The sequence below is a fragment of the Rhizomicrobium electricum genome (assembly GCF_011762045.1).
Taxonomy (GTDB): domain Bacteria; phylum Pseudomonadota; class Alphaproteobacteria; order Micropepsales; family Micropepsaceae; genus Rhizomicrobium; species Rhizomicrobium electricum.
The window spans coordinates 251151-274849 of the sequence record NZ_JAASQS010000002.1 but is presented as its reverse complement, the minus strand read 5'-3'; the positions used below and the strand labels follow the sequence as shown (position 1 = coordinate 274849).

The 23699-nt window shown below is 62.7% G+C and carries 30 protein-coding genes and 3 tRNA genes; 25 read left to right on the top strand and 8 right to left on the bottom strand.

What is annotated here, in order from left to right; translation table 11 throughout:
- Window positions 1-4 precede the first annotated feature (4 nt).
- The 11 genes from FHS84_RS04295 (at window position 5) to FHS84_RS04245 (ending at window position 10312) form a co-directional block, all read left to right on the top strand.
- Complete coding sequence (locus FHS84_RS04295; RefSeq protein WP_166930776.1) at window positions 5-370, top strand: GIY-YIG nuclease family protein; 366 nt, start codon at window positions 5-7, stop codon at window positions 368-370.
- A complete protein-coding gene (gene acpS, locus FHS84_RS04290; protein WP_166930773.1) occupies window positions 367-774 on the top strand; it encodes a holo-ACP synthase in 408 nt (135 codons plus the stop codon). The genes FHS84_RS04295 and acpS overlap by 4 nt, the downstream gene beginning before the upstream one ends.
- 94 nt (window positions 775-868) lie before the next feature.
- Window positions 869-1660 (top strand): signal peptidase I, encoded by a 792-nt coding sequence (gene lepB, locus FHS84_RS04285; RefSeq protein WP_166931825.1) that lies wholly within the window; start codon window positions 869-871, stop codon window positions 1658-1660.
- Window positions 1593-2321 carry a ribonuclease III gene (gene rnc / locus FHS84_RS04280; RefSeq protein WP_344468877.1) on the top strand — a complete coding sequence of 243 codons (729 nt, stop codon included), beginning with the start codon at window positions 1593-1595 and terminating at the stop codon, window positions 2319-2321. The genes lepB and rnc overlap by 68 nt, the downstream gene beginning before the upstream one ends.
- Window positions 2318-3232: a GTPase Era gene (gene era / locus FHS84_RS04275; RefSeq protein WP_166930769.1), complete on the top strand. Its 915-nt coding sequence runs from the start codon at window positions 2318-2320 to the stop codon at window positions 3230-3232. Before rnc ends, era begins: the two co-directional genes overlap by 4 nt.
- A gap of 8 nt (window positions 3233-3240) precedes the next feature.
- Window positions 3241-3981 (top strand): DNA repair protein RecO, encoded by a 741-nt coding sequence (gene recO, locus FHS84_RS04270; RefSeq protein ID WP_166930767.1) that lies wholly within the window; start codon window positions 3241-3243, stop codon window positions 3979-3981.
- Between the two features lie 139 nt (window positions 3982-4120).
- The gene (gene parC, locus FHS84_RS04265; protein WP_166930765.1) at window positions 4121-6388 is read left to right on the top strand and encodes a DNA topoisomerase IV subunit A; all 2268 of its coding nucleotides are present in this window, start codon (window positions 4121-4123) and stop codon (window positions 6386-6388) included.
- Window positions 6389-6456: 68 nt separating this feature from the next.
- A complete protein-coding gene (locus FHS84_RS04260) occupies window positions 6457-7611 on the top strand; it encodes a hypothetical protein (RefSeq protein ID WP_166930763.1) in 1155 nt (384 codons plus the stop codon).
- Window positions 7608-8105, top strand: coding sequence for a hypothetical protein (locus tag FHS84_RS04255; protein WP_166930761.1), 498 nt, complete (start codon window positions 7608-7610; stop codon window positions 8103-8105). Before FHS84_RS04260 ends, FHS84_RS04255 begins: the two co-directional genes overlap by 4 nt.
- The gene (bla, locus tag FHS84_RS04250; protein WP_166930759.1) at window positions 8102-9916 is read left to right on the top strand and encodes a subclass B2 metallo-beta-lactamase; all 1815 of its coding nucleotides are present in this window, start codon (window positions 8102-8104) and stop codon (window positions 9914-9916) included. Before FHS84_RS04255 ends, bla begins: the two co-directional genes overlap by 4 nt.
- A 225-nt stretch (window positions 9917-10141) precedes the next feature.
- The gene (locus tag FHS84_RS04245; RefSeq protein WP_166930757.1) at window positions 10142-10312 is read left to right on the top strand and encodes a hypothetical protein; all 171 of its coding nucleotides are present in this window, start codon (window positions 10142-10144) and stop codon (window positions 10310-10312) included.
- A gap of 1 nt (window position 10313) precedes the next feature.
- Here FHS84_RS04245 and FHS84_RS04240 read toward each other — a convergent pair whose 3' ends face one another.
- The 6 genes from FHS84_RS04240 to FHS84_RS04215 all read right to left on the bottom strand — a co-directional run bounded on the left by FHS84_RS04240 (window position 10314) and on the right by FHS84_RS04215 (window position 14015).
- Window positions 10314-11744, bottom strand: coding sequence for a cation diffusion facilitator family transporter (locus FHS84_RS04240; protein WP_166930755.1), 1431 nt, complete (start codon window positions 11742-11744; stop codon window positions 10314-10316).
- Window positions 11744-12265 carry a zf-TFIIB domain-containing protein gene (locus FHS84_RS04235; protein ID WP_166930754.1) on the bottom strand — a complete coding sequence of 174 codons (522 nt, stop codon included), beginning with the start codon at window positions 12263-12265 and terminating at the stop codon, window positions 11744-11746. The genes FHS84_RS04240 and FHS84_RS04235 overlap by 1 nt, the downstream gene beginning before the upstream one ends.
- Before the next feature lie 16 nt (window positions 12266-12281).
- The gene (locus tag FHS84_RS04230; protein ID WP_166930751.1) at window positions 12282-12575 is read right to left on the bottom strand and encodes a TFIIB-type zinc ribbon-containing protein; all 294 of its coding nucleotides are present in this window, start codon (window positions 12573-12575) and stop codon (window positions 12282-12284) included.
- A 116-nt stretch (window positions 12576-12691) separates the two neighbouring features.
- Window positions 12692-13117, bottom strand: coding sequence for a MarR family winged helix-turn-helix transcriptional regulator (locus FHS84_RS04225; protein ID WP_166930749.1), 426 nt, complete (start codon window positions 13115-13117; stop codon window positions 12692-12694).
- Window positions 13114-13560 (bottom strand): pyridoxamine 5'-phosphate oxidase family protein, encoded by a 447-nt coding sequence (locus tag FHS84_RS04220; RefSeq protein WP_166930748.1) that lies wholly within the window; start codon window positions 13558-13560, stop codon window positions 13114-13116. Before FHS84_RS04220 ends, FHS84_RS04225 begins: the two co-directional genes overlap by 4 nt.
- A complete protein-coding gene (locus FHS84_RS04215) occupies window positions 13560-14015 on the bottom strand; it encodes a YybH family protein (protein WP_166930746.1) in 456 nt (151 codons plus the stop codon). Before FHS84_RS04215 ends, FHS84_RS04220 begins: the two co-directional genes overlap by 1 nt.
- A gap of 284 nt (window positions 14016-14299) precedes the next feature.
- Between FHS84_RS04215 and FHS84_RS04210 the strand changes: the two genes are divergently transcribed.
- Complete coding sequence (locus FHS84_RS04210) at window positions 14300-14491, top strand: hypothetical protein (protein ID WP_166930744.1); 192 nt, start codon at window positions 14300-14302, stop codon at window positions 14489-14491.
- Between the two features lie 40 nt (window positions 14492-14531).
- The gene (locus FHS84_RS04205; protein WP_166930742.1) at window positions 14532-15437 is read left to right on the top strand and encodes an EamA family transporter; all 906 of its coding nucleotides are present in this window, start codon (window positions 14532-14534) and stop codon (window positions 15435-15437) included.
- Between the two features lie 2 nt (window positions 15438-15439).
- Here FHS84_RS04205 and FHS84_RS04200 read toward each other — a convergent pair whose 3' ends face one another.
- Window positions 15440-15769 carry a hypothetical protein gene (locus FHS84_RS04200; protein ID WP_166930740.1) on the bottom strand — a complete coding sequence of 110 codons (330 nt, stop codon included), beginning with the start codon at window positions 15767-15769 and terminating at the stop codon, window positions 15440-15442.
- A gap of 277 nt (window positions 15770-16046) precedes the next feature.
- Between FHS84_RS04200 and FHS84_RS04195 the strand changes: the two genes are divergently transcribed.
- Both FHS84_RS04195 and FHS84_RS04190 read left to right on the top strand, forming a co-directional pair.
- Window positions 16047-17144 carry a L,D-transpeptidase family protein gene (locus tag FHS84_RS04195; protein WP_166930738.1) on the top strand — a complete coding sequence of 366 codons (1098 nt, stop codon included), beginning with the start codon at window positions 16047-16049 and terminating at the stop codon, window positions 17142-17144.
- Between the two features lie 18 nt (window positions 17145-17162).
- Window positions 17163-17372 carry a hypothetical protein gene (locus FHS84_RS04190; protein WP_166930736.1) on the top strand — a complete coding sequence of 70 codons (210 nt, stop codon included), beginning with the start codon at window positions 17163-17165 and terminating at the stop codon, window positions 17370-17372.
- A gap of 125 nt (window positions 17373-17497) precedes the next feature.
- Here FHS84_RS04190 and rlmB read toward each other — a convergent pair whose 3' ends face one another.
- Window positions 17498-18379, bottom strand: coding sequence for a 23S rRNA (guanosine(2251)-2'-O)-methyltransferase RlmB (gene rlmB / locus FHS84_RS04185; RefSeq protein ID WP_166930734.1), 882 nt, complete (start codon window positions 18377-18379; stop codon window positions 17498-17500).
- Between the two features lie 314 nt (window positions 18380-18693).
- On the opposite strand from rlmB, the gene FHS84_RS04180 reads away from it, so the two are divergent.
- From FHS84_RS04180 to rplL, 10 genes are all read left to right on the top strand, one after another.
- A tRNA-Tyr gene (locus FHS84_RS04180) sits at window positions 18694-18778 on the top strand.
- 105 nt (window positions 18779-18883) lie between these two features.
- Window positions 18884-18957 (top strand) — tRNA-Gly (locus FHS84_RS04175).
- Between the two features lie 154 nt (window positions 18958-19111).
- Window positions 19112-20302, top strand: coding sequence for an elongation factor Tu (gene tuf / locus FHS84_RS04170; protein WP_166930694.1), 1191 nt, complete (start codon window positions 19112-19114; stop codon window positions 20300-20302).
- Between the two features lie 38 nt (window positions 20303-20340).
- Window positions 20341-20416 (top strand) — tRNA-Trp (locus tag FHS84_RS04165).
- An 18-nt stretch (window positions 20417-20434) separates the two neighbouring features.
- On the top strand, window positions 20435-20695 hold the full coding sequence (gene secE, locus FHS84_RS04160) for a preprotein translocase subunit SecE (RefSeq protein ID WP_166930731.1): 261 nt from the start codon (window positions 20435-20437) through the stop codon (window positions 20693-20695).
- A gap of 16 nt (window positions 20696-20711) precedes the next feature.
- Window positions 20712-21263: a transcription termination/antitermination protein NusG gene (nusG, locus tag FHS84_RS04155; RefSeq protein WP_166930728.1), complete on the top strand. Its 552-nt coding sequence runs from the start codon at window positions 20712-20714 to the stop codon at window positions 21261-21263.
- Window positions 21264-21333: 70 nt separating this feature from the next.
- Complete coding sequence (gene rplK, locus FHS84_RS04150; protein ID WP_166930725.1) at window positions 21334-21762, top strand: 50S ribosomal protein L11; 429 nt, start codon at window positions 21334-21336, stop codon at window positions 21760-21762.
- A gap of 6 nt (window positions 21763-21768) precedes the next feature.
- Window positions 21769-22482, top strand: coding sequence for a 50S ribosomal protein L1 (rplA, locus tag FHS84_RS04145; RefSeq protein ID WP_166930723.1), 714 nt, complete (start codon window positions 21769-21771; stop codon window positions 22480-22482).
- 212 nt (window positions 22483-22694) lie between these two features.
- Entirely contained in the window at window positions 22695-23213 is a 519-nt protein-coding gene (gene rplJ / locus FHS84_RS04140; protein WP_166930719.1) for a 50S ribosomal protein L10, read from the top strand.
- Between the two features lie 51 nt (window positions 23214-23264).
- A complete protein-coding gene (gene rplL, locus FHS84_RS04135) occupies window positions 23265-23642 on the top strand; it encodes a 50S ribosomal protein L7/L12 (protein ID WP_166930717.1) in 378 nt (125 codons plus the stop codon).
- Window positions 23643-23699: the final 57 nt, after the last annotated feature.

Sequence of the window (23699 nt, the reverse complement as noted above, 5' to 3'; positions counted from 1 at the left end):
GATTATGCGCGAATACCGCTATTTCGTGTATATGGTCGCTAGTCGGCCGCAAGGTACGCTTTACATCGGTGTGACCAACGATTTGATCCGGCGTATTACGGAGCACCGCGAAGGTGCCGTGCCCGGTTTCACGAAGAAGTATCACGTCCATCGCCTCGTTTGGTTTGAGGAATACAACGATATCAATGAAGCGATCGCGCGGGAGAAGCAGTTGAAGCGCTGGCGGCGGGACTGGAAGCGCAGTTTGATCGAACAGGAGAATCCGGGCTGGCTGGACTTATACCCCGCTCTCGCTGGCGTGGGTCCCGGCTCAGCGCGGCCCTCCGGTCCGCTTGGCCGGGATGACATTCAAGGGCAGGTTTCTCCATGATCCTCGGCATCGGTAACGATCTGATCGACATCCGCCGCGTCGAGCAATCGATCGAGCGGTTCGGTACGCGTTTCCTCGATCGGGTCTTCACCGATGTCGAGCGCGCCAAGTCGGACAAGCGGGCCGCCCGCGCGGCCTCGTATGCCAAGCGCTTCGCCGCCAAGGAGGCGTGCGCCAAGGCGCTGGGAACGGGGCTGAACCATGGAGTCTATTGGCGCGACATGGGGGTGGTGAACCTGCCGGGCGGCAAACCGACCATGAATCTCACCGGCGGCGCCTTGGCACGGCTTCAGGCCATCACGCCGGCGGGCATGACGGCCCAGATCGACCTCACGATTACCGACGATTTCCCGCTTGCCCAGGCGTTTGTCATCATTTCCGCCAATCCGGCCCCCTCCGCTTGACGTGACCGGCGCCATCCGGTTCCCTCACGCCATGACCGAAGCGATCGACGCGACCACGCCTGACGCCGCCAGCCCGGCCGTGACCCGGCTTGCCATGGTCGATGCGCCGTCGTCCGACGTGCCGCCGCCGGTCGCTGAAACGCCCCCCGCCGCCTCCGAAACCTCGGATTCCTGGTGGGATCTGGTGCGCATCCTGATTTATGCGCTGTTGATCGCTCTGTTCGAACGGACGCTGTTTTTCCAGCCCTACAACATCCCGTCGGGGTCGATGGAAGACACGCTGCTGGTCGGCGATTTCCTCTTTGTCGAGAAATTCTCCTACGGCTACAGCCGTTATTCGCTGCCGTGGGGCCGGTTCCTGCCGGGCTTCGGACGGGTCTGGGCCCATGCACCCCAGCGGGGCGACGTTGCGGTTTTCGCGCTGCCGACCGACCCCCAGCGCGACTTCATCAAGCGCATCGTCGGGCTGCCGGGCGACCGGGTCCAGATGCTGCACGGGGTGCTCTATCTCAACGACCGGCCGGTCCCGAAGGTGCGGGTGGCCGATTATGTCGAGGACGACCACGGCTACCACCACCGGGTGGCGCGCTATCGCGAGACCATGCCGAACGGCAAGTCCTATTACGTTCTCGACCGCGAGATCGACGGTCTCAACGACAATACGCCGGTGTACACGGTGCCCGTCGGGCACTACTTCATGATGGGCGACAACCGCGACGATTCGGACGACAGCCGCGGCGTGGTCGGCTATCTTCCGGCCGAAAACCTGGTCGGCCGCGCCGAATTCAAATTCCTTTCGATAGATGAGCGAAAAACGCATTTCTTCACGTTCTGGAAGTGGCCGTCGGCCATCCGCTGGGACCGCTTCTTCAGCCGGGTCGACTGAGCTGGAAGAACGCCTTGGCCACCTTTTTTCCGACAAGAAACTGCTGACACGGGCGCTTACCCACGCCAGCGCGAGCGGCCCCAACTCCAACGAACGGCTCGAATTCCTCGGCGACCGGGTGCTCGGTCTGATCTGCGCGGAGCGGTTGCACGAGCTTTATCCCAAGGACGACGAGGGCGATCTGGCCCTGAAATTCAACCATCTGGTGCGCGCGGAAGCCTGCGCCGCGGCGGCCGAGGCGGCCGGGATGGCGGAGCATCTGATCCTCGCCAAGTCCGAGGCGGGATCGGGCGGCCGGCGCAAGCTGCAAATCCTGGCAGGGGCGTGCGAGGCGGTGATCGCCGCGCTCTATTTGGATGGCGGGATCGATGCCGCCAAGGTCTTCATCCGCCGCTATTGGACGGACGCTTTTGCCGCCCTGAGCGCGGAAATGCGCGATCCCAAGACCCGGCTGCAGGAATGGGCGCAGGGGCGGGGTGCTAAATCGGCGCCGCCGGTCTACAAGGTGGTCGGCCGCTCCGGTCCCGACCATGCGCCGGTGTTTTCGGTGGAGGTCTCCGTCCCCGGCAAGACGCCGGAAGTCGGCACCGGCACCTCGAAGCGCGAAGCCGAACAGGATGCCGCCCGCAAAATGCTATCGAGCGTAGGAAAGCAAGTATGACCCGCTGCGGTTTTACCGCCATCATCGGCGCCCCCAATGCGGGCAAGTCGACCCTGGTCAACGCTCTGGTCGGCTCCAAGGTCGCCATCGTCAGTCCCAAGGTGCAGACCACCCGCACCAATGTGCGCGGCGTCGCCATGCGCGGCGAGACCCAGCTCGTGTTCGTCGATACGCCCGGCATCTTCCAGCCGCGCCGCCGTCTCGACCGGGCGATGGTCAATGCTGCGTGGAGCGGGGCAGGCGATGCCGATGCCGTGGTGCATCTGGTCGATGCCGCGGAGATCACCGAAAAGCCGAAAGGCCACGCTGCTGCCGACACCGAATCGATCATCGAATCGCTGAAAACCACGAATCGCAAAGTCGCGCTGGCGCTCAACAAGATCGACGCGATGGCCGTAGAGCAGCTTTTGCCGCTGACGGAAAAGTTCAACGCTGCAGGGGTTTACGAAGAAATCTTCATGATCTCTGCGAGGCGTGGTGACGGCCTCGATGTGCTCGGGAAGTGGTGCGAATCGAAGATGCCGGAAGGCCCGTTTCTCTATCCGCCCGATCAAGCCGCCGACATTCCTTCGCGCCTCTTGGCCGCCGAAATCACCCGCGAGAAGATCTATCTGCGTCTCCAAGACGAGTTGCCGTACGCGACCGCCGTCGAGACCGAGAAGTGGGAAGAGCGCAAAGATGGCTCCGTCAAGATCGATCAGGTTCTGTACGTCCAGCGCGACGGCCAGAAGGCGATCGTGCTCGGCAAAAAGGGCCAGATGATCAAAGACATCGGTGCCGCTTCTCGCAAGGAGCTGGAAGAAATCTTCGGCCGCCGCGTGCACCTGTTCCTGTTCGTCAAAGTCCGCGAGGACTGGGCCGACAAGCGCGAGCACTATCGTGAGATGGGTTTGGAGTTCCCGGAGGAATAGGGACTCCCATGGAATGGCATGACGACGCCATCGTCTTGTCGGTCCGCCAACATGGCGAGAGCGGGACCATTCTCGAAGCCCTGACCCGGACCCATGGCCGCCATATGGGGCTCGTGCGCGGCGGGCGGAAGATGAAGCCGGTCCTTCAGCCCGGCAATTCGATCCGTCTTCAGTGGCGTGCCCGCCTGCAGGAGCATCTTGGTAACTTCGCCTGCGAGCTCGATACGGCCCGCGCCGGTGCGCTGATGGAAAGTCGCGAAGCGCTTGCCGGGCTCAACGCCTTCACTTCGGTGGCCAGCGCGACGCTTCCCGAGCGTGGCCCGCTCTATGAGCCGGTGTTTGTCGCCTCGACGATCCTGCTCGACGCCATGCTGGAGGACGGGCTGGCCCATTGGGGTGCGATCTATGTCCGCTGGGAGGCGGGCCTCTTGGAGGCGCTCGGCTTCGGCCTTGATCTTTCCTCCTGCGCCGCGACCGGCGAGACCGAGGATCTTGTCTATGTCTCCCCCAAGTCGGGACGGGCGGTGTCGGCTGCGGCCGGGGCGCCTTATGCCGGCCGGCTGTTTCCATTGCCGCAGTTTCTGCTCGGCTCCCAGAACGAAGTAGGCGCTGATGACATCGCCGCCGGGCTCGCGCTAACCGGGCATTTTCTGTTCGAACGCGTTTTGCGCCCAACCGGAAAACCTATGCCGTCCGCGCGCTTGCGCCTCGACTCTCTGGCAGGGCATCAGGACGGCGAATCGAAGTAGGTTCGCCCCGACGCCGAACCCGAGTGTCATTGCCCGCCACTGCGGGCGATCCGGTCGGGCTAGGCAAAACCTCCGGCGCCAGTGTAAGCGTCACCTGGATGGTCCGCAGTCGCGGGCCATGACAGTTTGGATTTTCTGAATGCCCACCACGCCTGTTGAAGACGATATCCGCCCCGAGAACCTCGCATCGGCCTTGTCCGAGCGCTATCTCGCGTATGCCCTTTCGACCATCACCCAGCGCGCGCTGCCCGATGCCCGCGACGGACTGAAGCCCGTCCACCGCCGGTTGCTGTTTGCGATGCGCGCCCTCAACCTCGATCCCAAGTCGGGGTTCAAGAAGTGCGCCCGTATCGTCGGCGACGTCATCGGCAAATTCCACCCACATGGCGACACCGCCGTTTACGAGGCGATGGTGCGTCTGGCCCAGGACTTCGCCGTCCGCTACCCGCTGGTCGACGGCCAGGGCAACTTCGGCAATATCGACGGCGATAGCGCCGCGGCCATGCGATACACCGAATGCCGCATGACCGACGCCGCGCTGGCCCTGATGGACGGCCTCGACGAGGACGCGGTCGATTTCCGCCCGACCTACGACGGCTCCGAGGAAGAGCCGGTGGTCATGCCCGCCGCCTTCCCGAACCTTCTGGCCAACGGCTCGGCCGGCATCGCCGTGGGCATGGCGACCTCGATCCCGCCGCACAATCTCGGCGAGCTGTGTGCGGCCTCCATCGAGCTGATCAAGAATCCGGGCTGTCGCGACGCGACCCTGCTCAAATACGTCAAAGGTCCGGACTTCCCGACCGGCGGCATCGTCGTCGACGGTCCCGAGGTGATCGAGGAGGCCTACCGGACCGGCCGTGGCTCGTTCCGCGTCCGCGCCCGCTGGTTCAAGGAAGACGGCGCCCGCAATTCCTATCAGATCGTCATCGACCAGATCCCGTATCAGGTCCAGAAGGCCAAGCTGATCGAGCGCATCGCCGAACTGATCGAGCAGAAGAAAGTGCCTCTGCTCGACGACGTTCGCGACGAGTCCGCCGAAGACATCCGCATCGTTCTCATCCCCAAGACCCGGACGGTGGACGAGAACGTCCTGATGGAGCAGCTCTTCCGCCAGTCGGACCTCGAGACCCGTATCCCGCTCAACATGAACGTGCTGGACAACGGCCTCGTCCCGCGCGTCATGAGCCTCAAGGATGCGTTGCTGTCCTTCGTCAACCACCGCCGCAACGTGCTGGAACGGCGCACCAAGTTCCGCCTCGGCAAGATCGCGGCGCGGTTGGAGTTGTTGGAAGGCTATCTCATCGCCTACCTCAACCTCGACAAGGTCATCAAGATCATCCGCACCGAGGACGAGCCCAAGCCCGTCCTGATGAAGACTTTCAAGCTCACCGACAATCAGGCCGAAGCGATCCTCAATATGCGGCTGCGCGCGTTGCGCAAGCTGGAGGAAATGCAGATCCGCGGCGAGCACAAAGAGTTGTCGAAAGAGCAGAAGGACCTCAAGAAGCTGCTCGCCTCCGAAGACCTCATCAACGCCAAGCTGATCGAGCAGATGAAGGAGGTCGATGCCAAGTTCGGCCAGAAGACCGAGATCGGCAAGCGCCGTACCCGCATCGCCGACAAGAAGCTGGTCGAGAAGGTCGAAGCCATCGCCGAAGAGGTGGTCGCCATCGAGACCTATGTCGAGCGCGAGCCGGTCACCATCGTCTGCTCGCAGAAGGGCTGGCTGCGCTCGTTCAAGAACCACATCGAGCCGTCGGACAACGTGAAGTATCGCGAAGGCGACCGCGAGCGGTTCTGGATTCACGCCGAGACCACCGACAAGCTGATGATGTTCTCGACCGACGGCCGCTTCTACACCCTCGATTGCTCCAAGCTGCCGGGTGGGCGTGGCAACGGCGAGGCCATCCGCACCTTCATCGACTTGGCGCCGGAAGCCGATCTGGTCGCCATGTTCGTGCACGTGCCTGGCCGCAAGCTGTTCCTCGCGGCCACGACCGGCCACGGCTTTATCACCACCGAGGACGATGCCGTCGCCATGACCAAGGCGGGCAAGCGCGTGATGAACGTCAAGATGCCGGGCGAGGCGGCGGTCTGCCGCTTCGTGGCGGGCGATCACGTTGCCGTCGTCGGCGAGAACAAGCGCGGGCTCGATCTGCAGAAAAAGCTCTTGATCTTCCCGCTGAGCGAAGTGCCCGAACTCGCCAAGGGGCAGGGCGTCTATCTCCAGCGCTACAAGGACGGCGAACTGATCGACGCCACCACCTTCACCTGGAAAGAAGGCCTGCGTTCCGAGAACGGCAAGCACTACGCCCCGTCCGAAATCAAGGACTTCAAAGGCGAGCGCGCCCAGACCGGTCGCGTCCTGCCGAAGGGTTGGGCGAGAACGGGCAAGCTGGCGTCCTGAGGGTTCCCGCCGCAATTGTCTCCCGCCCGTAGCCGGCCTACGCTCCGGCCGGATCGCGGGAGGGGGACATGATCGCGCGTCTTGCAGCGGTTTTCGGCTTGGTACTGGCGGTGGGACTGCCGTGCCGGGCGGGCCTTCTGGATTCGAAACCGGCATTTCAGATTGCCGAGAGCACGGTGCAGGTTCCCGACGACGGTCTCGGGCCGAACGACGTGTTCTGGCTGGACGATCGCACGCTCGTATTCGCGGGAGCCGACAACGGAGAGGATCCTTCGTTCTGGCATCGTCCGAAGACCGACGAGGTGCTGTTTCCGAAGGACAAGGCGCGCCTTTACCTCTGGCGTCTTGGTGAGGCGCCGCAGGTTTATGCGCGCGCCGCTTGGCCGAAGCGCGGCACGAACCTCAGCAACAACTATCTCTGTGCTGGCAATGGCCGGATCACGTGGTCGACGGACGGATTTGCACCGCCCGAGCGAGGGAGCAAGGCGATCCCTCCGGCAGCGGTGATGACGGGTGCGCTCGGCCGGGAGACGCTTTCAAAATTCTCGTTCTACGACGATCCTGCCCATTATCCGCGCGAGTATCGCGCCTGGGACCTCGATATCGTTTCGCGTTCTTGCACGCAGGTGGCCGCGCCGCAGCTGTACGACAGGGTCTGGGTGCCATCCCGTTCGGCGCGCTTTGCCCTCGACTTCGGGCCGAGGATGGGGGACGGACAGGCGCCGTTGTCGGTGGTGGCCCTGGCCGACGGCAAGCGTGTTCCGGTGCGCGGCGTCGATGCGCGCGCGGTGTCGCCCGGCTGCACCCATCCCTTGCCGTGGGAAGACACTATCCTGACCTGGGGCTGTCCGGTGACGTGGAAAATGCATCCCGATGTCGTACCGGTCTGGAAGGTGCGGGCGGATGGCAGTTCCGAGCGCATCAATATGCACACCGCCAATCTCGTGCTCGATTATCTGGTGCCGTACAAGCACGGCTTTTTCCTGTGGAGCGACGGCAGCCGCACCGACCCAAACCATATCGCGATCGCAGATGCCGGTCTCTATCTGGTGAAAAAGGACGGGCTGACGCGGGTCTTGTCGGGTTCCGCATGGGTGCCGCGCGCGATCTCGCCTAACGGATGCCTGACGGCGTTCGCCCGCTCGACCGCGCTGGCCGGCATCATGTTCCGCCAGCACCTCGTCATTCTCGATTTGTGCAAAGCCGCGGAGGGCATGCAATGAAGACGTTTGCAGTTGCAGTAACGGCGTTTCTTCTGACTCCATCTTTCGCTGCCGATAAGGACCCTCTGCTCGATCACATGGCGGGCAAGTGGGTGCTGTCGGGTACCATCGAGAACCAGCAGACGACGCACGATGTCACGGCCGAGTGGATTCTGCAGAACACCTATCTGCGCCTCACGGAGATCGCTCGCGAAAAGGACGCCGCCGGCAAGCCGCTCTACGAAGCCGAAGTGCTGATCGCCTACGACGCCGCCAAGAAGCGCTATGTCTGCTTTTGGTACGATATTACGGGTGTTTCATCTCCGGACGCGGGCGGCGGGGTGGCTTCACGCGAAGGTGATAGCCTGCCGTTTCTGTTCAATATGGGTGGCGTTCCGTTCCACACCACGTTCGCCTATCAATCGGCCTCCGCAACCTGGATCTGGACGATGGACGGCGAGGATCACGGAAAGCTCGTTCCCTTCGCCCGGATGACAATGAAGAAGGCGCCATGAACCGTTTTCTTTTCGCGCTTGCCGCCGTTCTGTTTGCTCTTCCCGCCGCCGCCGCGCCGCATGTGTCGCTCGTACCGCTGAAGGCGAACCTTTATGTGGTTGAGGACACCTATTATGCCGCCGAAAATTCGATGGTGTATGTCGGCCGCGACCATGTCACGGTGATCGGCGCCACCTGGTCGCCCGAGACGGCCGCGCTGCTGGTTGCCGAAATCAAGAAGGTCACGCCCAAACCCGTCACCGAAGTGATCGACCAGAACCACGATCTCGATCGCAGCGGCGGCAACGCCTATTTCAAGCAGATCGGCGCGAAAATCATCGCCATTCAGGCCACCAGCGATCTCCTCGCCAAGGAAGGCCCGCAGCAGGCCGTCGACACCAAGAAATTCGCGCCCGATTATCCCGATGTGCCGATCGTCTTGCCCGACACCATCGTCGGCAATGACTTCACCTTGCAGGGCGGCGCGGTGCGCGTCCTCTGGCTTGGCGCTTCGCACAAGCCCGACGACATCTTCGTCTGGTTCCCCAACGAGAAGGTGTTGTACGGCGGCTGCGCGTTGAAGCCGTTCCTCGGCAATACGGTCGGCGCCGATCTGGTCGAATACCCCAAGACGCTGAACCGCCTCAAAGCGCTCAAGCTGCCTATCGAAACCATCGTGGCTGGGCATGGCGCGGCGGTGCAGGGGCCCGACCTGATCGATCGCTTTCTCGGATTTCTGGCAGCGCATAAGCCTTATGGCATTGCGCCGAAGTTGTTCGATTTCACCCGCCCCGGCGATCTCGGCCTCAAGCCGCCGCCGGGTGCCGAAGCCATCACCGTATTCCGGGCCGGACCCGATACCGATAAATTCGTCAACGGCGTCGTATTGCTCGGCTTCAAAGGCAAGCTGTACGCCCAATGGCAAAGCTCGGCGGAGCATGAGGACACGCCCGACACGCATGTCGTCTACAGCGTCAGCGCCGATGGCCGCAAATGGTCGGCGCCGGTCGACATGGTTCCGCGCGATGGCGTCATGCGGTCGAGCGGCGGTTGGTGGACTGATGGCAAAATTCTGATCGCCTATCTCAACGTTTGGCCGAAGGGCTTTAGCCGCGAAGCCGGCGGTTATGTCGAATACGTCACCAGTCGGGATGGCCGTCATTGGTCGAAAGCTCAGCGCATCACCGGCGCCGACGGCCGGCCGTTCATGGGCGTCATAGAGCAGGATCCGCACACTCTGCCGGACGGACGCATCGTCACCGCTTTCCACGTTCCGCCCGGACTGACCGCTGCGCCGTACTATACCGACGATCCCAAAGGGCTTGCCGGCTGGACGCGCGGCGCGATGACGAACCTTCCGCATGAAGGTCTGGAGAGCCGAGAGATGGAACCGGCCTGGTTCCGCCGCACCGATGGCTGTCTGGTGATGGTGTTTCGCGATCAGGCTCTGTCGTTCCGGCAACTGGCGGCGGAGAGTTGCGATCGCGGCCAAACCTGGACGACGCCGGTCGTCACCGACATGGTCGATAGCCGCGCCAAACAAAGCGCCGGCAATCTGCCCGATGGCACTGCGTTTCTGGTCAATGCGCCGGCCGAGCAGAAAATTCGCAGCCCGCTGGTTTTGACGCTTTCGAAGGACGGCAAGAGTTTCGATCGTGCTTATGTTCTGCGCGCGGGACCGCCGCCGCCGCCGTCGGCAGGCGGCCGTTTCAAGAAGGGCGGCTATCACTATCCGAAGTCGACGGTGTGGAACGGCGCGTTGTGGATCGGCTATGCCGACGCCAAGGAGTCTGTCGCCGTCGTGCGCGTTCCGCTGGAGGGTATACGATGACACCGGTGGACGAGTCCTCCGTACAAGGACAATCCGCAGCGGTTTGTTAGTAGTACATAAATCTTTCTGCGACAAACGCGCCCGGCGCGGTGGTCCAGGAGCCCAGCATTCCTGCGGCTTCTTCTTGTGGTTGCGCTAACTGACAGCGCTGAATACGCAAAACCACGTAGTTGTTTGACCGTGCGGAGTTGTACCTACTGAGGTCATAGGACTGGGAGAGACCTGATGGATACAACGAAGATTACGTCAGCCGCCTCACACGAAGAACGCGAAACCTGGCAGCAGAATCGCACCGAAATAGACAAGCAATGGGAAGCTGCGCTGCAGAGCGAAATCTCCGAGATCGTTCCGGCCAAGCTGCCGATCTCGATGCCGCCGATCCGTTACGCGGCCTGACTTACGCTTCGCCGATCGGCTCGGCATGGGCGACCGTACGCCATATGCCGGGCACGGCGGCGCGAAGACGCCGCTCGAGAGTGTCGACGATCCCATGAATTTCCGCCACCGTGCGCTCGGGCGCCGTGCGGCAATGGAAGATGACGATCAGTCCCTGCGCCGTGTGCCGCGCCCGAACGTTATGAATATCCGATAGAACCCCGTCTTCGGCCGCCGCTTTTTCCAGCGCAGCGGAGACTTCCCGCAAAACGCTCTCGTCGGCATCGGCGCCCGCGATGGTAGCGTCCTGCAGCGGCTCGATGTGGGTTTCGACTTCGGTGTCTTTGCCGAATTCCGCCTGCATGTCGGATTCCAGATCCGATGCGATGCGATGCGCGTCGTTCAGCGACAGGGCGCCGTCGACTTCGAGATCGAAGCTGACCGACAGTTTTTCCCCGACCCGGTGCGCGGTGATGTGATGGACATGGGCGCCGTGATTGGCGGCGATGATCAGCGCGCGCTGCTGGATCGTTTCTTCGTCGAGTTTCAGCGGGTGGGTGGTGACCGTGACTTCCGCCTCGGACATCTCGGCGCGAATGGCTTCGGCGACCGCCTGTTTCACACTCAGGACTTTGCTGAGCGGCCAGCCGCGTCCGACCGCGACGTCGACATCGACGAAGAAGACGCTGCCCGCCGGCCGGATGCGAATGCGGCCGACATCGGCCACGCCCGCCACGCCGCGCACGATGCCGCCGACCCGATCCGCCGCGCCTTCGGGAGCGGCATCGATCAGGGTGTCGAATGTCCGCCGCCCCAGCATCCATCCCGCGCGGCAGACGAAGATCGAAACGCCGATGGCCGCGATGGGGTCGCCGATCGGCCAGCCGAACGCCACGAAGCCGAGCCCGATCAGCACCACGGTGGACGACAGCACGTCGGAGGAGAAGTGCAGCGCGTCGGCTTCGAGCGCCATGCTCTTGGTCTTCTCGGCCGTGCGCTTCAGGGCGCGGGCGCGCGAGATATCGATCACGATCGAGGCGATGATGACGCCGAACGACCACCACGTCGCTTCGACTTCGATCTTCGGCGCCATCAGGCGATGGATGGCCTCGTAGATGATCCAGATCGAGGTGAGGAAAAGCAGGACGGTCTCGCCCAGGGCGGTGACGGCTTCGATCTTGCCGTGGCCGTAGTGATGCTCGGCATCGGCCGGTTTGTCCGAAACGCGCACGGCCATGTAGGTCATGATCGTGGCGCCGAAATCCAGGAGGCTGTGCAGCCCCTCGGAAATCAGGCCCAGGCTGCCCGTCATGAAGCCGACGATGAACTTGCCGATGGTCATGGCAAGGCTCGCCACCATCGAGGAGATGGCGACCGACTTCTTTTCGCGTGCGTTGGAATTATCGGCGCGACTGGCGGGCAGGGCCGTTCCGGTGGAATTCTGCGTATGCATCAATCCGCTTCGCTTCCTTCTGCCTTGCCGCCTTCGGCGGCTGCTTCGCCGTTGGCCGGAGTTTTACCCGCAGGCAGGCCAAGTTTTTCCCGTGCCGTTCGCTCGATCTCTTTCTTGGCCGTTTCCTTGGCCCAAGTGGTGATGTCTTTCGGGACCCCGGCGGCTTCGATCTGTTTGGTGACGGCCTCCCGGCCCTTTTGGGCAATATTTCCGGAGAGACCGTGCGAGAGCAACGGCCACACCAAATAGTACCCTGCCAGGCCGACGGCAACCGCAAATACAGCGGCGCCCGCAGCGGCGAGTTTGAATAGCCCGAGGCGGGGACGCGCCCGCCTACCGTCCGCCCCAAGTCTTCGGTCGGATCGGCCGTGTTGTGAGGACGACCGTTGCCGGAGAAGAGCGTTGAACGCCACTTCGTCCATCCACGCACCACCGCATTCCGGGCAGCGCTCGAATCCGACGCCGAAAGCCGCCGCTGCTTCCGTCGCGCGGGAGCAGTTGGCGCACGTCTTCAAGGACATGTGTGTCACCGAGGGTTCAGTCGAAGATGTCGAGAATGCTGCGGCGGCCGCGGTGTCCGTGGCGGTAGTCGTCGCGGCCATGGTGATCGTCGTGACCGTGGTGGTCGTCGTGATCGCCGTAGCGATGGCCGTTGTCCCGGCGATAGAAGTCGTCGGTGGGCGCTTCGCTGCGCAGGGGGGCCAGCAGCTTTTCGAGTTCACCGCGATCGAGCCACACGCCTCGGCACTGCGGGCATATGTCGATTTCGACACCCTGGCGGTTCGCCTGGGTCATCGCAACGTTGCAATTGGGGCATGTGAGAAGAGGCATCGGTCGGGCTCCGTGGGCCGGTGTGTCCGTCTCCATGTAAATCGCAGCAGCTTTGCCGCAAGGGCAGCGGAAGCCGAAATCGCTATCGTGTCGAAGATGTAACCGGCGGATTATTCCTATTCCAAATTCTGCAGGATGCGCTTCAGCGTGGCTTCGAACGCGTCGATCTCCGCGTCCGGAATATCGCGGTAAAATTGTTCGTTCATGGCGCGGGACACGTCTTCGTATACGTGTCTGGTCTCGGCGGTTTTGGGTGTCAGCTCCACCGTGATGCTGCGGCGGTCCTCGTCGGAGCGCACCCGGCGGACGTCGCCCGACGCTTCCAGCCGGTCGAGCGCATTGGTGAGGGTGGATTTGCCGAGCGAGACGCGCCTAGCCAGATCGTGGATCGGCATCGGGCCGTGCTGCCACAGGACGAACAGGATGCGGCCGTGGCCGGGATGGATATCGATGCCGCGTTCGCGCAGCATCCGCGCGAAGATCCGTCCCGCCGCCTGATTGATCTTGGCGATCAGAAAACCGGCTTGGCGGGTCGTACTCATGGCGCCTCGAGCACGAAAGGTTTCGAGCCCCACCAGCCACGGATTTCGTTCGGCCGGATACGGACCACGACATAATCGGGATTGTCGACGCCGTCGGGCCAATAGATGCGCCAGTCCTCACTCCACAACGCCTGCTTCAAGGCAGGGTCGTCGAGCACCTCCGCCGCGCCGCACAGCATCACGCCGCGGAACAGGAGAGGGCGGCTGTAATAGACCGACACGCGCGGATCGGCGGTGATCTCGGCAATTTTGTCGGAGGCGCGCGAAGTCGCCAGATAGACCGTGAAGTCGTCGGTCCGTGCGGTCCGGCTCGGCCCCCGATAGCGCCAGCGCAGCCTGAGATTCACCAGCGCCCGCACGCGCGGCCCGCCGGCCGACATGGTGGCCAGATAGACCGCGTGCGCGGTGTTCATCACTTTCAGCGCTTGGAGCTTGTCGACCATCAATCCAGTTTCTGCGGCAGCGGCTTGGTCAGTGACCAATGCGTGTTGACGATTCGCCAGTTGCCGTCAGTCTTGCGATAGACTTCGGTGCAATTCCATACGATTTCCTTCGGAGTGCCGGACCGCGATACGTAGTGGAACGACAAGACCGCTACGTTGCCCAGCACCTGGACGTTGGCGTTCGACATCACGCCGTGGCTCGGTTCGCCGGCCGGGAATTTGGCGTAGTAGGCGGTAAGCGCCGGCAAACCGATCAGCGGCGCATCGAGCGCAGGGTCTTGATAGACGACGTCGGGCGCCGAGATTTCCAGGAACCCTTGCACATCGCCTTTGTCGGAGCGGTCGAGGGCGGCGCGCTCCATGGCGATAATGGTGGCGGGAACGTCCTCCGCGGCCGCTGCCGCGGGCAGGACGGCGGCGGTCATGGCGATGGCGGTCAGAATGAACTTGAGCATGGGGCAGCCTCCTTCAGAAATGTTCGATGCAGTATAGTTCGATATCGAACAAAATCTACCGGCGAGACGCTCACTTGTCCGTGATTGGGTGGGCGAACTGCGGCGTCCCGCCGCTGCGGCGCAACGCCAAGGCGAGGTGCGGCGTTTCTCCACCAAGCGGCTGGAATCGCGAAGATATTCCGGGCGTCGCTGGCGCGGGACGGAGGACCGGCCGGCATTGGTACTGAAGGACTTACGAATTAGAATAATTCTGGATTTTGAACGTGTCGTCGGGAGTACAGGCCATGTTTCATGACGCTAGTGAGTTCGATGCCCGTGCCCGCGAGGCGGAGCGGCTGGCGTTTGCCACCCAGGATCGGATCTTGCGTACCGATATCGAAGCGCTCGCCCGCATCTACCGCGACTATGCCGCCCATTTGCGCGATCGCCCCGGTCACGAAGACGATGCCGACTGGCGCAAGGCGGTAAACGGATAGGTCCCTCGCCGGTCCGGGCGATTGCCGGTACAAACGCGGCATGTGGCTTCTCTTTGCCTTTCTCGGACCGGTGGCGTGGGCGGTGTCGGTTCACATCGACAAGTATCTCATCGACCGCTACTTCCCCGACAGCGACACCGCCGTTTTGATGCTGTTCACGGCGTTGATGGGCATTGCGGCACTGCCGGCGATCTGGTGGTTCGCGCCGGATGTGCTGGCACCGTCGCCGAAGGCCATCGCGGTGATGACGGTTTCGGGCGTGATGTATATCGGCTCGATGCTGTTCTACCTCAGAGCCATTAAGAGCGAAGAGGCGTCGGTGGTGGCGCCGATGTTCCAGCTCACCACGATTTTCAGCTTCCTGCTGGCATGGGCGATGCTCGGCGAAACCCTGACGCTTCGCGGCGCGGCCGGGGCGCTTCTCATCATCGGCGGCGTGCTGTTCGTTTCGCTCGATGCCGATTTGCGCTTCAAAGGACTGAAGCCGGCGCTCGTGCTCGGCATGGTGGCGTGCACCTTCATCCTGGCGCTCGCCAATGTGATCTTCAAATTCTACGCGGTGGAAGACGCGTTCTGGACCACGACGTTCTGGACATTCGTAGGCGAGGGGCTGTTCGGCCTGGCACTGCTGGCGGTCGGGCGCATCCGCCGTCAGTTCTTCCATCTCATCCGCACCCACACCGGCGCGCTGCTCGGCGTCAACGGCGCCAACGAACTGATCAATCTCGGCGGCGGCTTGAGCGTGCGATACGCCACCATGCTGGCGCCTGTGGCGCTGGTCTCGGCGGTGGCGTCCACCACCACGTTATTCGTGGTCGCGTTCGGTGCCGCGCTGACGCTGCTGGCGCCGCATCTGTCGCGCGAAGACGTTTCGCGCCGCGGATTGATGCGCAAAGGCGTTGCGGCGGTGGTGGTAACGGCGGGTGTTCTTTTGGCCGGGCGGTAGGCTCAGGCCACCACGTCGACGAGATCGCCTTTTTTCTCGGTCTGGTTTTTCAGGTTTTGTTCGATCTCGGCGTGCATCTGTTTCATGATGCCTTCGCGCTCTTCCGGCGACATGGCTTTCAGCTTCTCTTCGTCGAGCTTGTGCGCCTTCAGCCAGTTCTCGATCATCCGCTCCATCGGCGACTTCGCCATGTACTTCTTGAAGGTCTCCGCGGCGTTGGGCTTCTTGGTCTCGGCGCCCACGAGATCGGTGTCGGATTTCGTCGCCGGCCGGTTCAGACCGGTGCTTGCGGCATAATTGACGGCATTGAAGCTGCCGATGCTGTCGACCATGGTTTTCCCCCTCTCATTGCCGCGCGGGACCTGGAAGGAATTGCCTTCCATGGCGGGTATTGCCGGTCGGAAGTGGCAGGATTTGCCTGCATTCCGGCCTCCGGGCGGACCTTTGGCACTTGTCGCAATTTGTCTCGCAAGGACCGCGCCAGCCGGACGGGAATCAGTGTTGCAGAGGAACCGCCGCGTGCCGGACTTCCGTTAACCGCACCCGCGGCACCCCAAGACAAATCACCGGATTCCTGGTTATTGTGCCGCTATGAGACAGAGGGGTCTGGTGGCGGGCTTGAGGACGCTGAGCGTCCTCTATCTGCTGGGCGCATCCGCGCTCGGCTTTGGCCTTGCCGTGCAGGCACATCACCCCTGGGCCATGGGCGCCAAGCAGGCCGCCGAGGCCGTGCCGCCAGCCATCGCCACCGCCGCCCAAACTGCCAACCGCACGGTGATCCAACCGGCCTGGACCTGGACGGTGAAATCCATCGTCGCTCTGCGCGACCGGGCCGTAGCCGAATTCGCCGACTGGATGGCGCCGTCGGCGCCGAAGGTCGCCGCTGCCAAGCCGAAGCCGTCCGCACCGCCCAAATTGCGTCCCTCGCTTCCGACCGCACCGAACCCGGTCGCGAAGGCGCCGGGCACCGCACCCACGATGGAGCTGGCGCAGCAGCCTGAAACCGAGAATGCGCCCTTGTTGCCGGCGCCCGACACCACACCGCCGTCACCGGGCGAGGTCGCGCGCGTTCTCGATCATCTCAAGCTCAGCTTGACCAGGGAGCTGTACGAGAATTTCGAGTTGTTCCTCTATGTCAGCAAGGCCGATCGCGGCCCATGGCATCAGCGCATGTTCGTCTTCGCCAAACAGACCAGCGGCGATCTCACGCTGAAATACAGTTTTCCGGTTTCGACCGGCCGCGAAGTCCTGATGCCCAATCCCGACGGCACGCGGATGTGGAAGACCGACACGCCGACCGGCTATTTCCAGCTCGATCCCGAACGCGTCTACAAACGCTACACCTCGCAGCAATGGGGCCACAAAATGCCCTATGCGATGTTCTTCTCGTGGGAGAACGAGGGCCGGCAGACCGGTGTCGCGATCCATTCGGCGGTGGGTGAGGACGTTGCGCTGTTGGGCAATCGCGCCAGCGCCGGCTGTGTCCGTCTGGCGCCGCAGAACGCCGAACTCTTGTTCCGCCTCATCAAGGCAAATTATCGCGGCCTGACACCGCTGTTCGCCTACGACCGCCGCACCGCGACGATGTCGAAAGAAGGCCTTCTGATGCACGACAAGGAAGGCAAGCTGCGCTACGCCGAAGGCTACAAGGTGCTGGTGCTGATCGAGAACAAGAGTGGCGACGACGTCATCGCGGCGTTGTTCTAGCGAAGAGCCGTACAACGTATGTTTCTGAAGGTCATACCTGCGCTACTGATGGTTTTGGTTTTCGGCGGAACGCTGATTGCGATGTACGGGCGGGCGCGAGAGCAGGGGCGGGAGCGCACATTTTTCTTCCGCTTCGAGTTTTTCCGTCTTGCTCTGCTGGTGGCCGCGGTCAGCACTGCAGCAGTTTACGGCATTTGGGTGTGGCTTATCGCTCCTCTGTTCCATTAGCTCGTTGAAGGATCTCACGCGGAAGCGCGGAAGCGAGCAAACTGGAGACGGGGCACAGCGAGAATGTTTGGCACACTCTCTCCGCGCCTCCGCGTCTCCGCGAGCCTAATTAATAGCGCGAGTGCTTAGCTCCGTCGCAACTCATACAGCGCGATCGCTGCGGCGTTGGAGACGTTCAGGCTCTCCATCACGCTGTCCATCGGCACAAAAGCGGCGGCGTCGCAATGTTCGCGCACCAGACGGCGGATGCCGGAGCCTTCCGAGCCCAGCACCAGCGCGATGTCGCCGTTGTCGGTGGCCGCATCTTTCAGGGCGCTTTCGCCGTCGCCCGCCAGGGCGATGCGCCAGAAGCCGAGTTTCTGCAGTTCGTCGAGTGCGCGCGAAATGTTGACGACACTGACGACCGGCACGATATCGAGCGCGCCCGAAGCCGCTTTCGCCAAGGCGCCCGATTCCGGCGGGGAATTCCTGTCCTGCACCACGACCGCGCTGACGCCGAATGCCGCCGCCGTGCGCAGAATGGCGCCGGCATTATGCGGGTCGGAAATCTGATCGAGCACCAGCACGATGCGACGGCGCTCCGACGGCGTCAGCATGTCGGCGAGATCGCGGCGTCCCAGCGGTTCGCAGAGCAGGGCGACGCCCTGGTGCACCGCGCCCGGCGGCAGCGCGCGGCCGACCGTGTCGGCATCGGTAATATCGTGGCGCACGCGGCCGAGCAGTTTTGTCCCGACTTCCTCTGCGGCGCGCGAGGTCACCAGGCACCGCTTCACCTTGCGCCGGGGATTGCCCAGCGCTGCTTTCACGGCATGCAGCCCATAGAGCCAGAGCCCGCTTTCGGCCTTTTCCGGGCGGTGAGGGCGGGGGCCTTGCGGCTTAGGTCCCTGGGACCGTTGACCCTGGGGTTTGGAGCCTTGCGGATGAGGACCGGATTTCGGGCCTTGGAATCGGGGCGTTTCGGATTTGTCGGAGCGGGGCCGGAATCCCCGGCGGTCATTTTTTGGCATGGCGCGGGCTTATATAGGACTGTCGCGGAAAGTATGCAGGAATTCGATCCTGACACCAGCGTCCGGGTTTACCGTCCGGGCTCGTCCGGGGTTGCCAAAACGAGGAGGGGGAGTCACCTTGCGGGACACAATCCCGCGGGGGGCAAAAATCGGCTTTCCCAGCGTTAGTGAGCTATTGACACACCTAATCATTTGACCAATAACCCCCGATCCGCAGCGTGACTCCCGGAGGCATATACACACGTTCTACCCTGACGGGCGGGCGAGGCTCTTGCGCCGCCGTCAAAAGTTGTTAAGTACTTGATTTGGTTTAAGGGGGAGTGTCCCGAGCGGCAAAGGGGGCGGACTGTAAATCCGCTGGCTAAGCCTTCGTTGGTTCGAGTCCAACCTCCCCCACCACCAAATGTAAGGGTTCAGGGTAGCCCGTGACCTCGGAAACGCTGCGATGGCTGAAAAGCCGGAGGTGTTCGTACGTTTAAGGGGTATCGAGAAGGAGTCGAACAGGCGGGTGTAGCTCAATGGTAGAGCAACAGCCTTCCAAGCTGATGACGAGGGTTCGATTCCCTTCACCCGCTCCAGCCTTCGCCGCGTAATGCGGCTTCGGCTCGGCAAGCCGCCCCGATAGAGCGGTAAAGGCTGTCACGCAGTAGCCGGAAGGCGAGGGCGGGCCGGCTGAGTAGAGGCAAAGGACTTTCCCGCATTCGCGGGCTGGAAGAGACAAAGGGCACGACGATGGCGAAGGCCAAATTTGAGCGGACGAAGCCGCACTGCAACATCGGGACGATCGGCCATGTGGACCATGGCAAGACGACCTTGACGGCTGCGATCACGAAGATCCTGGCGGAGTCGGGCAAGGCCCAGTTCACGGCCTACGATCAGATCGACAAGGCGCCGGAAGAGAAGGCGCGCGGCATCACGATCAACACGGCGCACGTGGAGTACGAGACGGAGAACCGTCACTACGCCCACGTCGACTGCCCCGGCCATGCCGACTATGTGAAGAACATGATCACCGGCGCGGCGCAGATGGACGGCGCGATCCTGGTGGTATCGGCGGCCGACGGCCCGATGCCGCAGACGCGCGAGCACATCCTGCTTGCCCGTCAGGTCGGCGTTCCGGCGCTGGTGGTTTACATGAACAAGTGCGACATGGTCGACGATCCGGAATTGCTGGATCTGGTCGAGATGGAAGTTCGCGAGCTTCTGTCGAGCTACGAATTCCCCGGCGACAAGATTCCGATCGTTCGCGGTTCGGCGCTGGTTGCGCTGGAAGACGGCGACGCCAAGCTGGGCCGTGACTCGATCATGGAGCTGATGAAGGAAGTCGATGCCTTCATTCCGCAGCCGGCGCGTCCGCTGGACCAGCCGTTCCTGATGCCGATCGAAGACGTGTTCACGATTTCGGGCCGCGGCACCGTGGTGACGGGCCGTGTCGAACGCGGCGTCGTGAAGGTTGGCGAGACGGTGGAAATCGTCGGCATCCGCGCGACCTCGACGACGACGGTGACGGGCGTTGAAATGTTCCGCAAGCTGCTCGATCAGGGCCAGGCTGGCGACAACATCGGCGCGCTGCTCCGCGGTATCGAGCGTACGGGCGTTGAGCGCGGTCAGGTCCTGGCGAAGCCGGGTTCGATCACGCCACACACGCAGTTCACCGGTTCGGTGTACGTGCTGACGAAGGACGAGGGCGGCCGTCATACGCCGTTCTTCGGGAACTATCGTCCGCAGTTCTACTTCCGGACGACGGACGTGACGGGCATCGTGAAGCTGCCGGAAGGCACCGAGATGGTGATGCCTGGCGATAACGTGAATATCGAAGTCGAGCTGATCGTTCCGATCGCGATGGAAGAAAAGCTGCGCTTCGCCATCCGCGAAGGCGGCCGTACCGTCGGGTCGGGCGTCGTCGCCAAGATCATCAAGTGATTTGGATGGCCGGCTCGTGATGGGCCGGCCGCCAATACAGGAGTGTAGCTCAGTTGGTAGAGCGGCGGTCTCCAAAACCGTAGGCCGAGGGTTCGAATCCTTCCACTCCTGCCATTTTTCCAAAGGACTGAAATGGCCGATACGACGAAAAAGACTGCGGACACCGAGGGCGGCAATCAGTTGCCGGCGCCGGTGCGTCGTCGTGGCGGGCTCCTCTCGCTGTACGGCGAAACCGTGCGCGAGATGAAGAAGGTCACGTGGCCGACCTGGAAAGAGACCAAGTGGACCACCGTGATGGTCTTCTTCATGGTCCTGTTGACAGTCATTTTCTTCTTCTTCGTCGACACGGTGCTCGCCTGGGGCGAGCGTCTTCTGATCGGCGCGGTGGGCTAATGGCCCAGGTGAACGGATGAGCGAAGCAGGCACCATGTCGGACGCCAAGTGGTACATTGTCCATACCTATTCGAACTTCGAAAAGAAGGTGTCGGAAGAGATCAAGCGTCAGGCGCTGCAGCAGGGCCTTTCCGATCTCATCGAGGAAGTCCTCGTTCCGACCGAAGAGGTGCTGGAAGTGCGCCGCGGCCAGAAGGTCAATGCCGAGCGCAAGTTCCTGCCCGGCTATGTGCTGGTGCGCGCCAGGCTGACCGATGAGGCCTATCACCTGATCAAGAACGTGGCCAAGGTCACGGGCTTCCTCGGGCAGAACAACAAGCCGATGGCGCTGCGCCAGGGCGAGGTCGACCGCATTCTCCATCAGGTCACCGAAAGCGCCGACAAGCCGAAGTCGACGGTCACCTTCGAAGTGGGCGAGCAGGTCAAAGTGGCCGACGGTCCGTTCACGTCGTTCAACGGCACGGTGGAAGAGGTCGACGAGGATCGCTCGCGCCTCAAGGTTGCGGTGTCGATCTTCGGCCGCGCCACGCCGGTCGAACTGGAATTCACGCAGGTCGAGAAGATCTGACCTGTGTCTAGCGCGGGAGGGGCGGCCAAGCCCCGCATGAACCGCAAGCCGCTAAGGAGGCGGACGTAAAGTGGCAAAGAAAATCGTAGGATACATCAAACTTCAGGTGCCGGCGGGATCGGCCAATCCGTCCCCGCCGATCGGCCCCGCGCTCGGCCAGCGCGGCCTCAACATCATGGAATTCTGCAAGGGCTTCAACGCCAAGACGCAGGAAATGGAAAAGGGCATGCCGATCCCGGTGAATATCACCGTGTTTTCGGACAAGTCCTTCACCTTCGAGATGAAGACGCCGCCGGCGTCGTACTTCCTGAAGAAGGCCGCCAAACTGCAGTCCGCCTCGAAGGCGCCGGGCCGCGATTGGGTCGGCTCCGTGACCAAGGCGCAGGTGCGTGAGATCGCCGAAGCCAAGATGAAGGACCTCAACGCCAACGACATCGAGAATGCCATGCTCCTCATCGAGGGCTCGGCGCGTTCGATGGGCATCCGGGTGGTGGAGTAAGAACCGATGGCGAAGATCTCCAAGCGTTTCAAGAAGGCCATCGAAGGCGTTGACGCCAACAAGGCCTATTCGGTTGATGAAGCCGTGAAGCTCATCAAGTCGCGCGCCACTGCGAAGTTCGACGAGACCATCGAAATCGCGATGAACCTCGGCGTCGATCCGCGTCATGCCGACCAGATGGTCCGTGGCGTCGTCGCGCTGCCGTCGGGCACGGGCCGTACCGTGCGCGTCGCCGTGTTCGCCAAGGGCCCCAAGGCTGACGAAGCCAAGGCCGCCGGTGCCGATCTGGTCGGTGCCGAGGAAATTGCCGAGCAGGTGCAGAAGGGCGAAATCAACTTCGACCGCTGCATCGCGACCCCCGACATGATGGGCATGGTCGGCCGTCTGGCGAAGGTGTTGGGCCCGCGCGGCCTGATGCCGAACCCGAAGGTCGGCACCGTGACCATGGACGTCAAGACGGCGATTAAGAACGCCAAGGGCGGTGCGGTGGAATTCCGCGTCGAGAAGGCGGGCATCGTGCAGGCCGGTATCGGCAAGGCCTCGTTCACCGAGGACGCCATCACCGCCAACGTCAAGGCGTTCGTCGACAGCGTCGTCAAGGCGAAGCCGGTCGGCGCCAAGGGCACCTATGTGAAGAAGATTTCCATCAGCTCGACCATGGGCCCCGGCGTGAAGATCGCGCTCGCGTCCGTGAACGCTGGCGGCGGTGCCGACGCATAAGGAATTTTGAGTTTCCGGTCGGCGATGACCGGAAGACCTGTCCGAGACCACTGGGGCCCCTCGGGGCTTAAAAGTCACCCAGCGCAGACGGGGTTCGGGTTTGAACCCTGGGGCAGGAGTGAGCAACAGGGCGGCATGCGGATCGCCACGTATGCCGGTTGATCGGTGGAATTTCCCTTAATTCGGGAAATGCTGCCGAGAAGGAGAGCACAGTGGAGAAAGCCAAGAAGGCGGAAGTCGTCGAAGAGCTGAAAGGCGTCTTCGCGGACTCCGGCTCCGTGGTTGTCGCCCACTATACCGGTTTGACGGTGGCCCAGTTGAGCGTCCTCCGCGCGCGTGCGCGCAAGGAAGGGGTGACGTTCAAGGTGGCTAAGAACCGTCTGGCCGTGCGTGCGCTTCAGGGAACGCCGATCGAAGGCATTTCCCATCTCTTCAAAGGCCCTACCGGCATTGCGTTCAGCAAGGACCCGGTCGCGGCTTCGAAGGTGCTGGTGAATTATGCCAAGGACAACGCCAAGCTTGTTGTGCTGGGCGGATCGGTGGGAACGACGGCTCTGGACGCGAAGGGTGTTGAAGCCCTTTCGACCCTGCCGTCGCTTGACGAGCTGAGAGGCAAACTGATCGGCCTCATTCAGGCTCCGGCAACCAAGATCGCGGGCGTCCTTCAGGCGCCGGCTGGTCAGTTGGCTCGAGTCGTCAGCGCGTATTCCAAGAAAGACGAAGCGGCGTAAGCGACAACCGACATCAACATTCAGACCCGAAACACACGAAGGAATTGAGAAATGGCGAATATCGAACAGTTGGTCAACGATCTGTCGGCCCTGACCGTCCTCGAGGCGGCCGAGCTGGCGAAGGCCCTCGAAGAAAAGTGGGGCGTCTCGGCTGCGGCTCCGGTCGCGGTTGCGGCTGCTGCTCCGGGCGCTGCTGCGGCGGCTCCGGCGGCTGAAAAGACCGAGTTCACGGTTGTCCTGGCCAGCGCCGGCGACAAGAAGATCAACGTGATTAAGGAAATCCGTGCGATCACCGGTCTCGGCCTGAAGGAAGCCAAGGACCTCGTCGAAGGTGCCCCGAAGGAAGTGAAGGCTGACGTTCCGAAGGCGGAAGCCGAGAAGATCAAGAAGCAGCTCGAAGACGCTGGTGCGAAGGTCGAGCTGAAGTAAGGAGGCGGCGCGGCTTGAAAAACCGCGATCGCGTGCATACTTCGTTCACACACTGCT

Excerpts from the sequence above, each read along its gene's own strand:
- FHS84_RS04230 (WP_166930751.1), bottom strand. The coding sequence starts at position 12,575 with ATGCCTCTTCTCACATGCCCCAATTGCAACGTTGCGATGACCCAGGCG.
- FHS84_RS04200 (WP_166930740.1), bottom strand. The coding sequence starts at position 15,769 with ATGGTCGACAGCATCGGCAGCTTCAATGCCGTCAATTATGCCGCAAGC.
- FHS84_RS04215 (WP_166930746.1), bottom strand. The coding sequence starts at position 14,015 with ATGCTCAAGTTCATTCTGACCGCCATCGCCATGACCGCCGCCGTCCTG.
- lepB (WP_166931825.1), top strand. The coding sequence starts at position 869 with ATGGTCGATGCGCCGTCGTCCGACGTGCCGCCGCCGGTCGCTGAAACG.
- rlmB (WP_166930734.1), bottom strand. The coding sequence starts at position 18,379 with ATGCCAAAAAATGACCGCCGGGGATTCCGGCCCCGCTCCGACAAATCC.
- rplL (WP_166930717.1), top strand. The coding sequence starts at position 23,265 with ATGGCGAATATCGAACAGTTGGTCAACGATCTGTCGGCCCTGACCGTC.
- FHS84_RS04235 (WP_166930754.1), bottom strand. The coding sequence starts at position 12,265 with ATGTCCTTGAAGACGTGCGCCAACTGCTCCCGCGCGACGGAAGCAGCG.
- FHS84_RS04225 (WP_166930749.1), bottom strand. The coding sequence starts at position 13,117 with ATGAGTACGACCCGCCAAGCCGGTTTTCTGATCGCCAAGATCAATCAG.
- era (WP_166930769.1), top strand. The coding sequence starts at position 2,318 with ATGACCCGCTGCGGTTTTACCGCCATCATCGGCGCCCCCAATGCGGGC.
- nusG (WP_166930728.1), top strand. The coding sequence starts at position 20,712 with ATGAGCGAAGCAGGCACCATGTCGGACGCCAAGTGGTACATTGTCCAT.
- FHS84_RS04260 (WP_166930763.1), top strand. The coding sequence starts at position 6,457 with ATGATCGCGCGTCTTGCAGCGGTTTTCGGCTTGGTACTGGCGGTGGGA.
- FHS84_RS04205 (WP_166930742.1), top strand. The coding sequence starts at position 14,532 with ATGTGGCTTCTCTTTGCCTTTCTCGGACCGGTGGCGTGGGCGGTGTCG.
- rplA (WP_166930723.1), top strand. The coding sequence starts at position 21,769 with ATGGCGAAGATCTCCAAGCGTTTCAAGAAGGCCATCGAAGGCGTTGAC.
- bla (WP_166930759.1), top strand. The coding sequence starts at position 8,102 with ATGAACCGTTTTCTTTTCGCGCTTGCCGCCGTTCTGTTTGCTCTTCCC.
- FHS84_RS04240 (WP_166930755.1), bottom strand. The coding sequence starts at position 11,744 with ATGCATACGCAGAATTCCACCGGAACGGCCCTGCCCGCCAGTCGCGCC.
- FHS84_RS04295 (WP_166930776.1), top strand. The coding sequence starts at position 5 with ATGCGCGAATACCGCTATTTCGTGTATATGGTCGCTAGTCGGCCGCAA.
- tuf (WP_166930694.1), top strand. The coding sequence starts at position 19,112 with ATGGCGAAGGCCAAATTTGAGCGGACGAAGCCGCACTGCAACATCGGG.
- FHS84_RS04190 (WP_166930736.1), top strand. The coding sequence starts at position 17,163 with ATGTTTCTGAAGGTCATACCTGCGCTACTGATGGTTTTGGTTTTCGGC.
- recO (WP_166930767.1), top strand. The coding sequence starts at position 3,241 with ATGGAATGGCATGACGACGCCATCGTCTTGTCGGTCCGCCAACATGGC.
- FHS84_RS04245 (WP_166930757.1), top strand. The coding sequence starts at position 10,142 with ATGGATACAACGAAGATTACGTCAGCCGCCTCACACGAAGAACGCGAA.
- secE (WP_166930731.1), top strand. The coding sequence starts at position 20,435 with ATGGCCGATACGACGAAAAAGACTGCGGACACCGAGGGCGGCAATCAG.
- FHS84_RS04255 (WP_166930761.1), top strand. The coding sequence starts at position 7,608 with ATGAAGACGTTTGCAGTTGCAGTAACGGCGTTTCTTCTGACTCCATCT.
- FHS84_RS04210 (WP_166930744.1), top strand. The coding sequence starts at position 14,300 with ATGTTTCATGACGCTAGTGAGTTCGATGCCCGTGCCCGCGAGGCGGAG.
- acpS (WP_166930773.1), top strand. The coding sequence starts at position 367 with ATGATCCTCGGCATCGGTAACGATCTGATCGACATCCGCCGCGTCGAG.
- parC (WP_166930765.1), top strand. The coding sequence starts at position 4,121 with ATGCCCACCACGCCTGTTGAAGACGATATCCGCCCCGAGAACCTCGCA.
- FHS84_RS04220 (WP_166930748.1), bottom strand. The coding sequence starts at position 13,560 with ATGGTCGACAAGCTCCAAGCGCTGAAAGTGATGAACACCGCGCACGCG.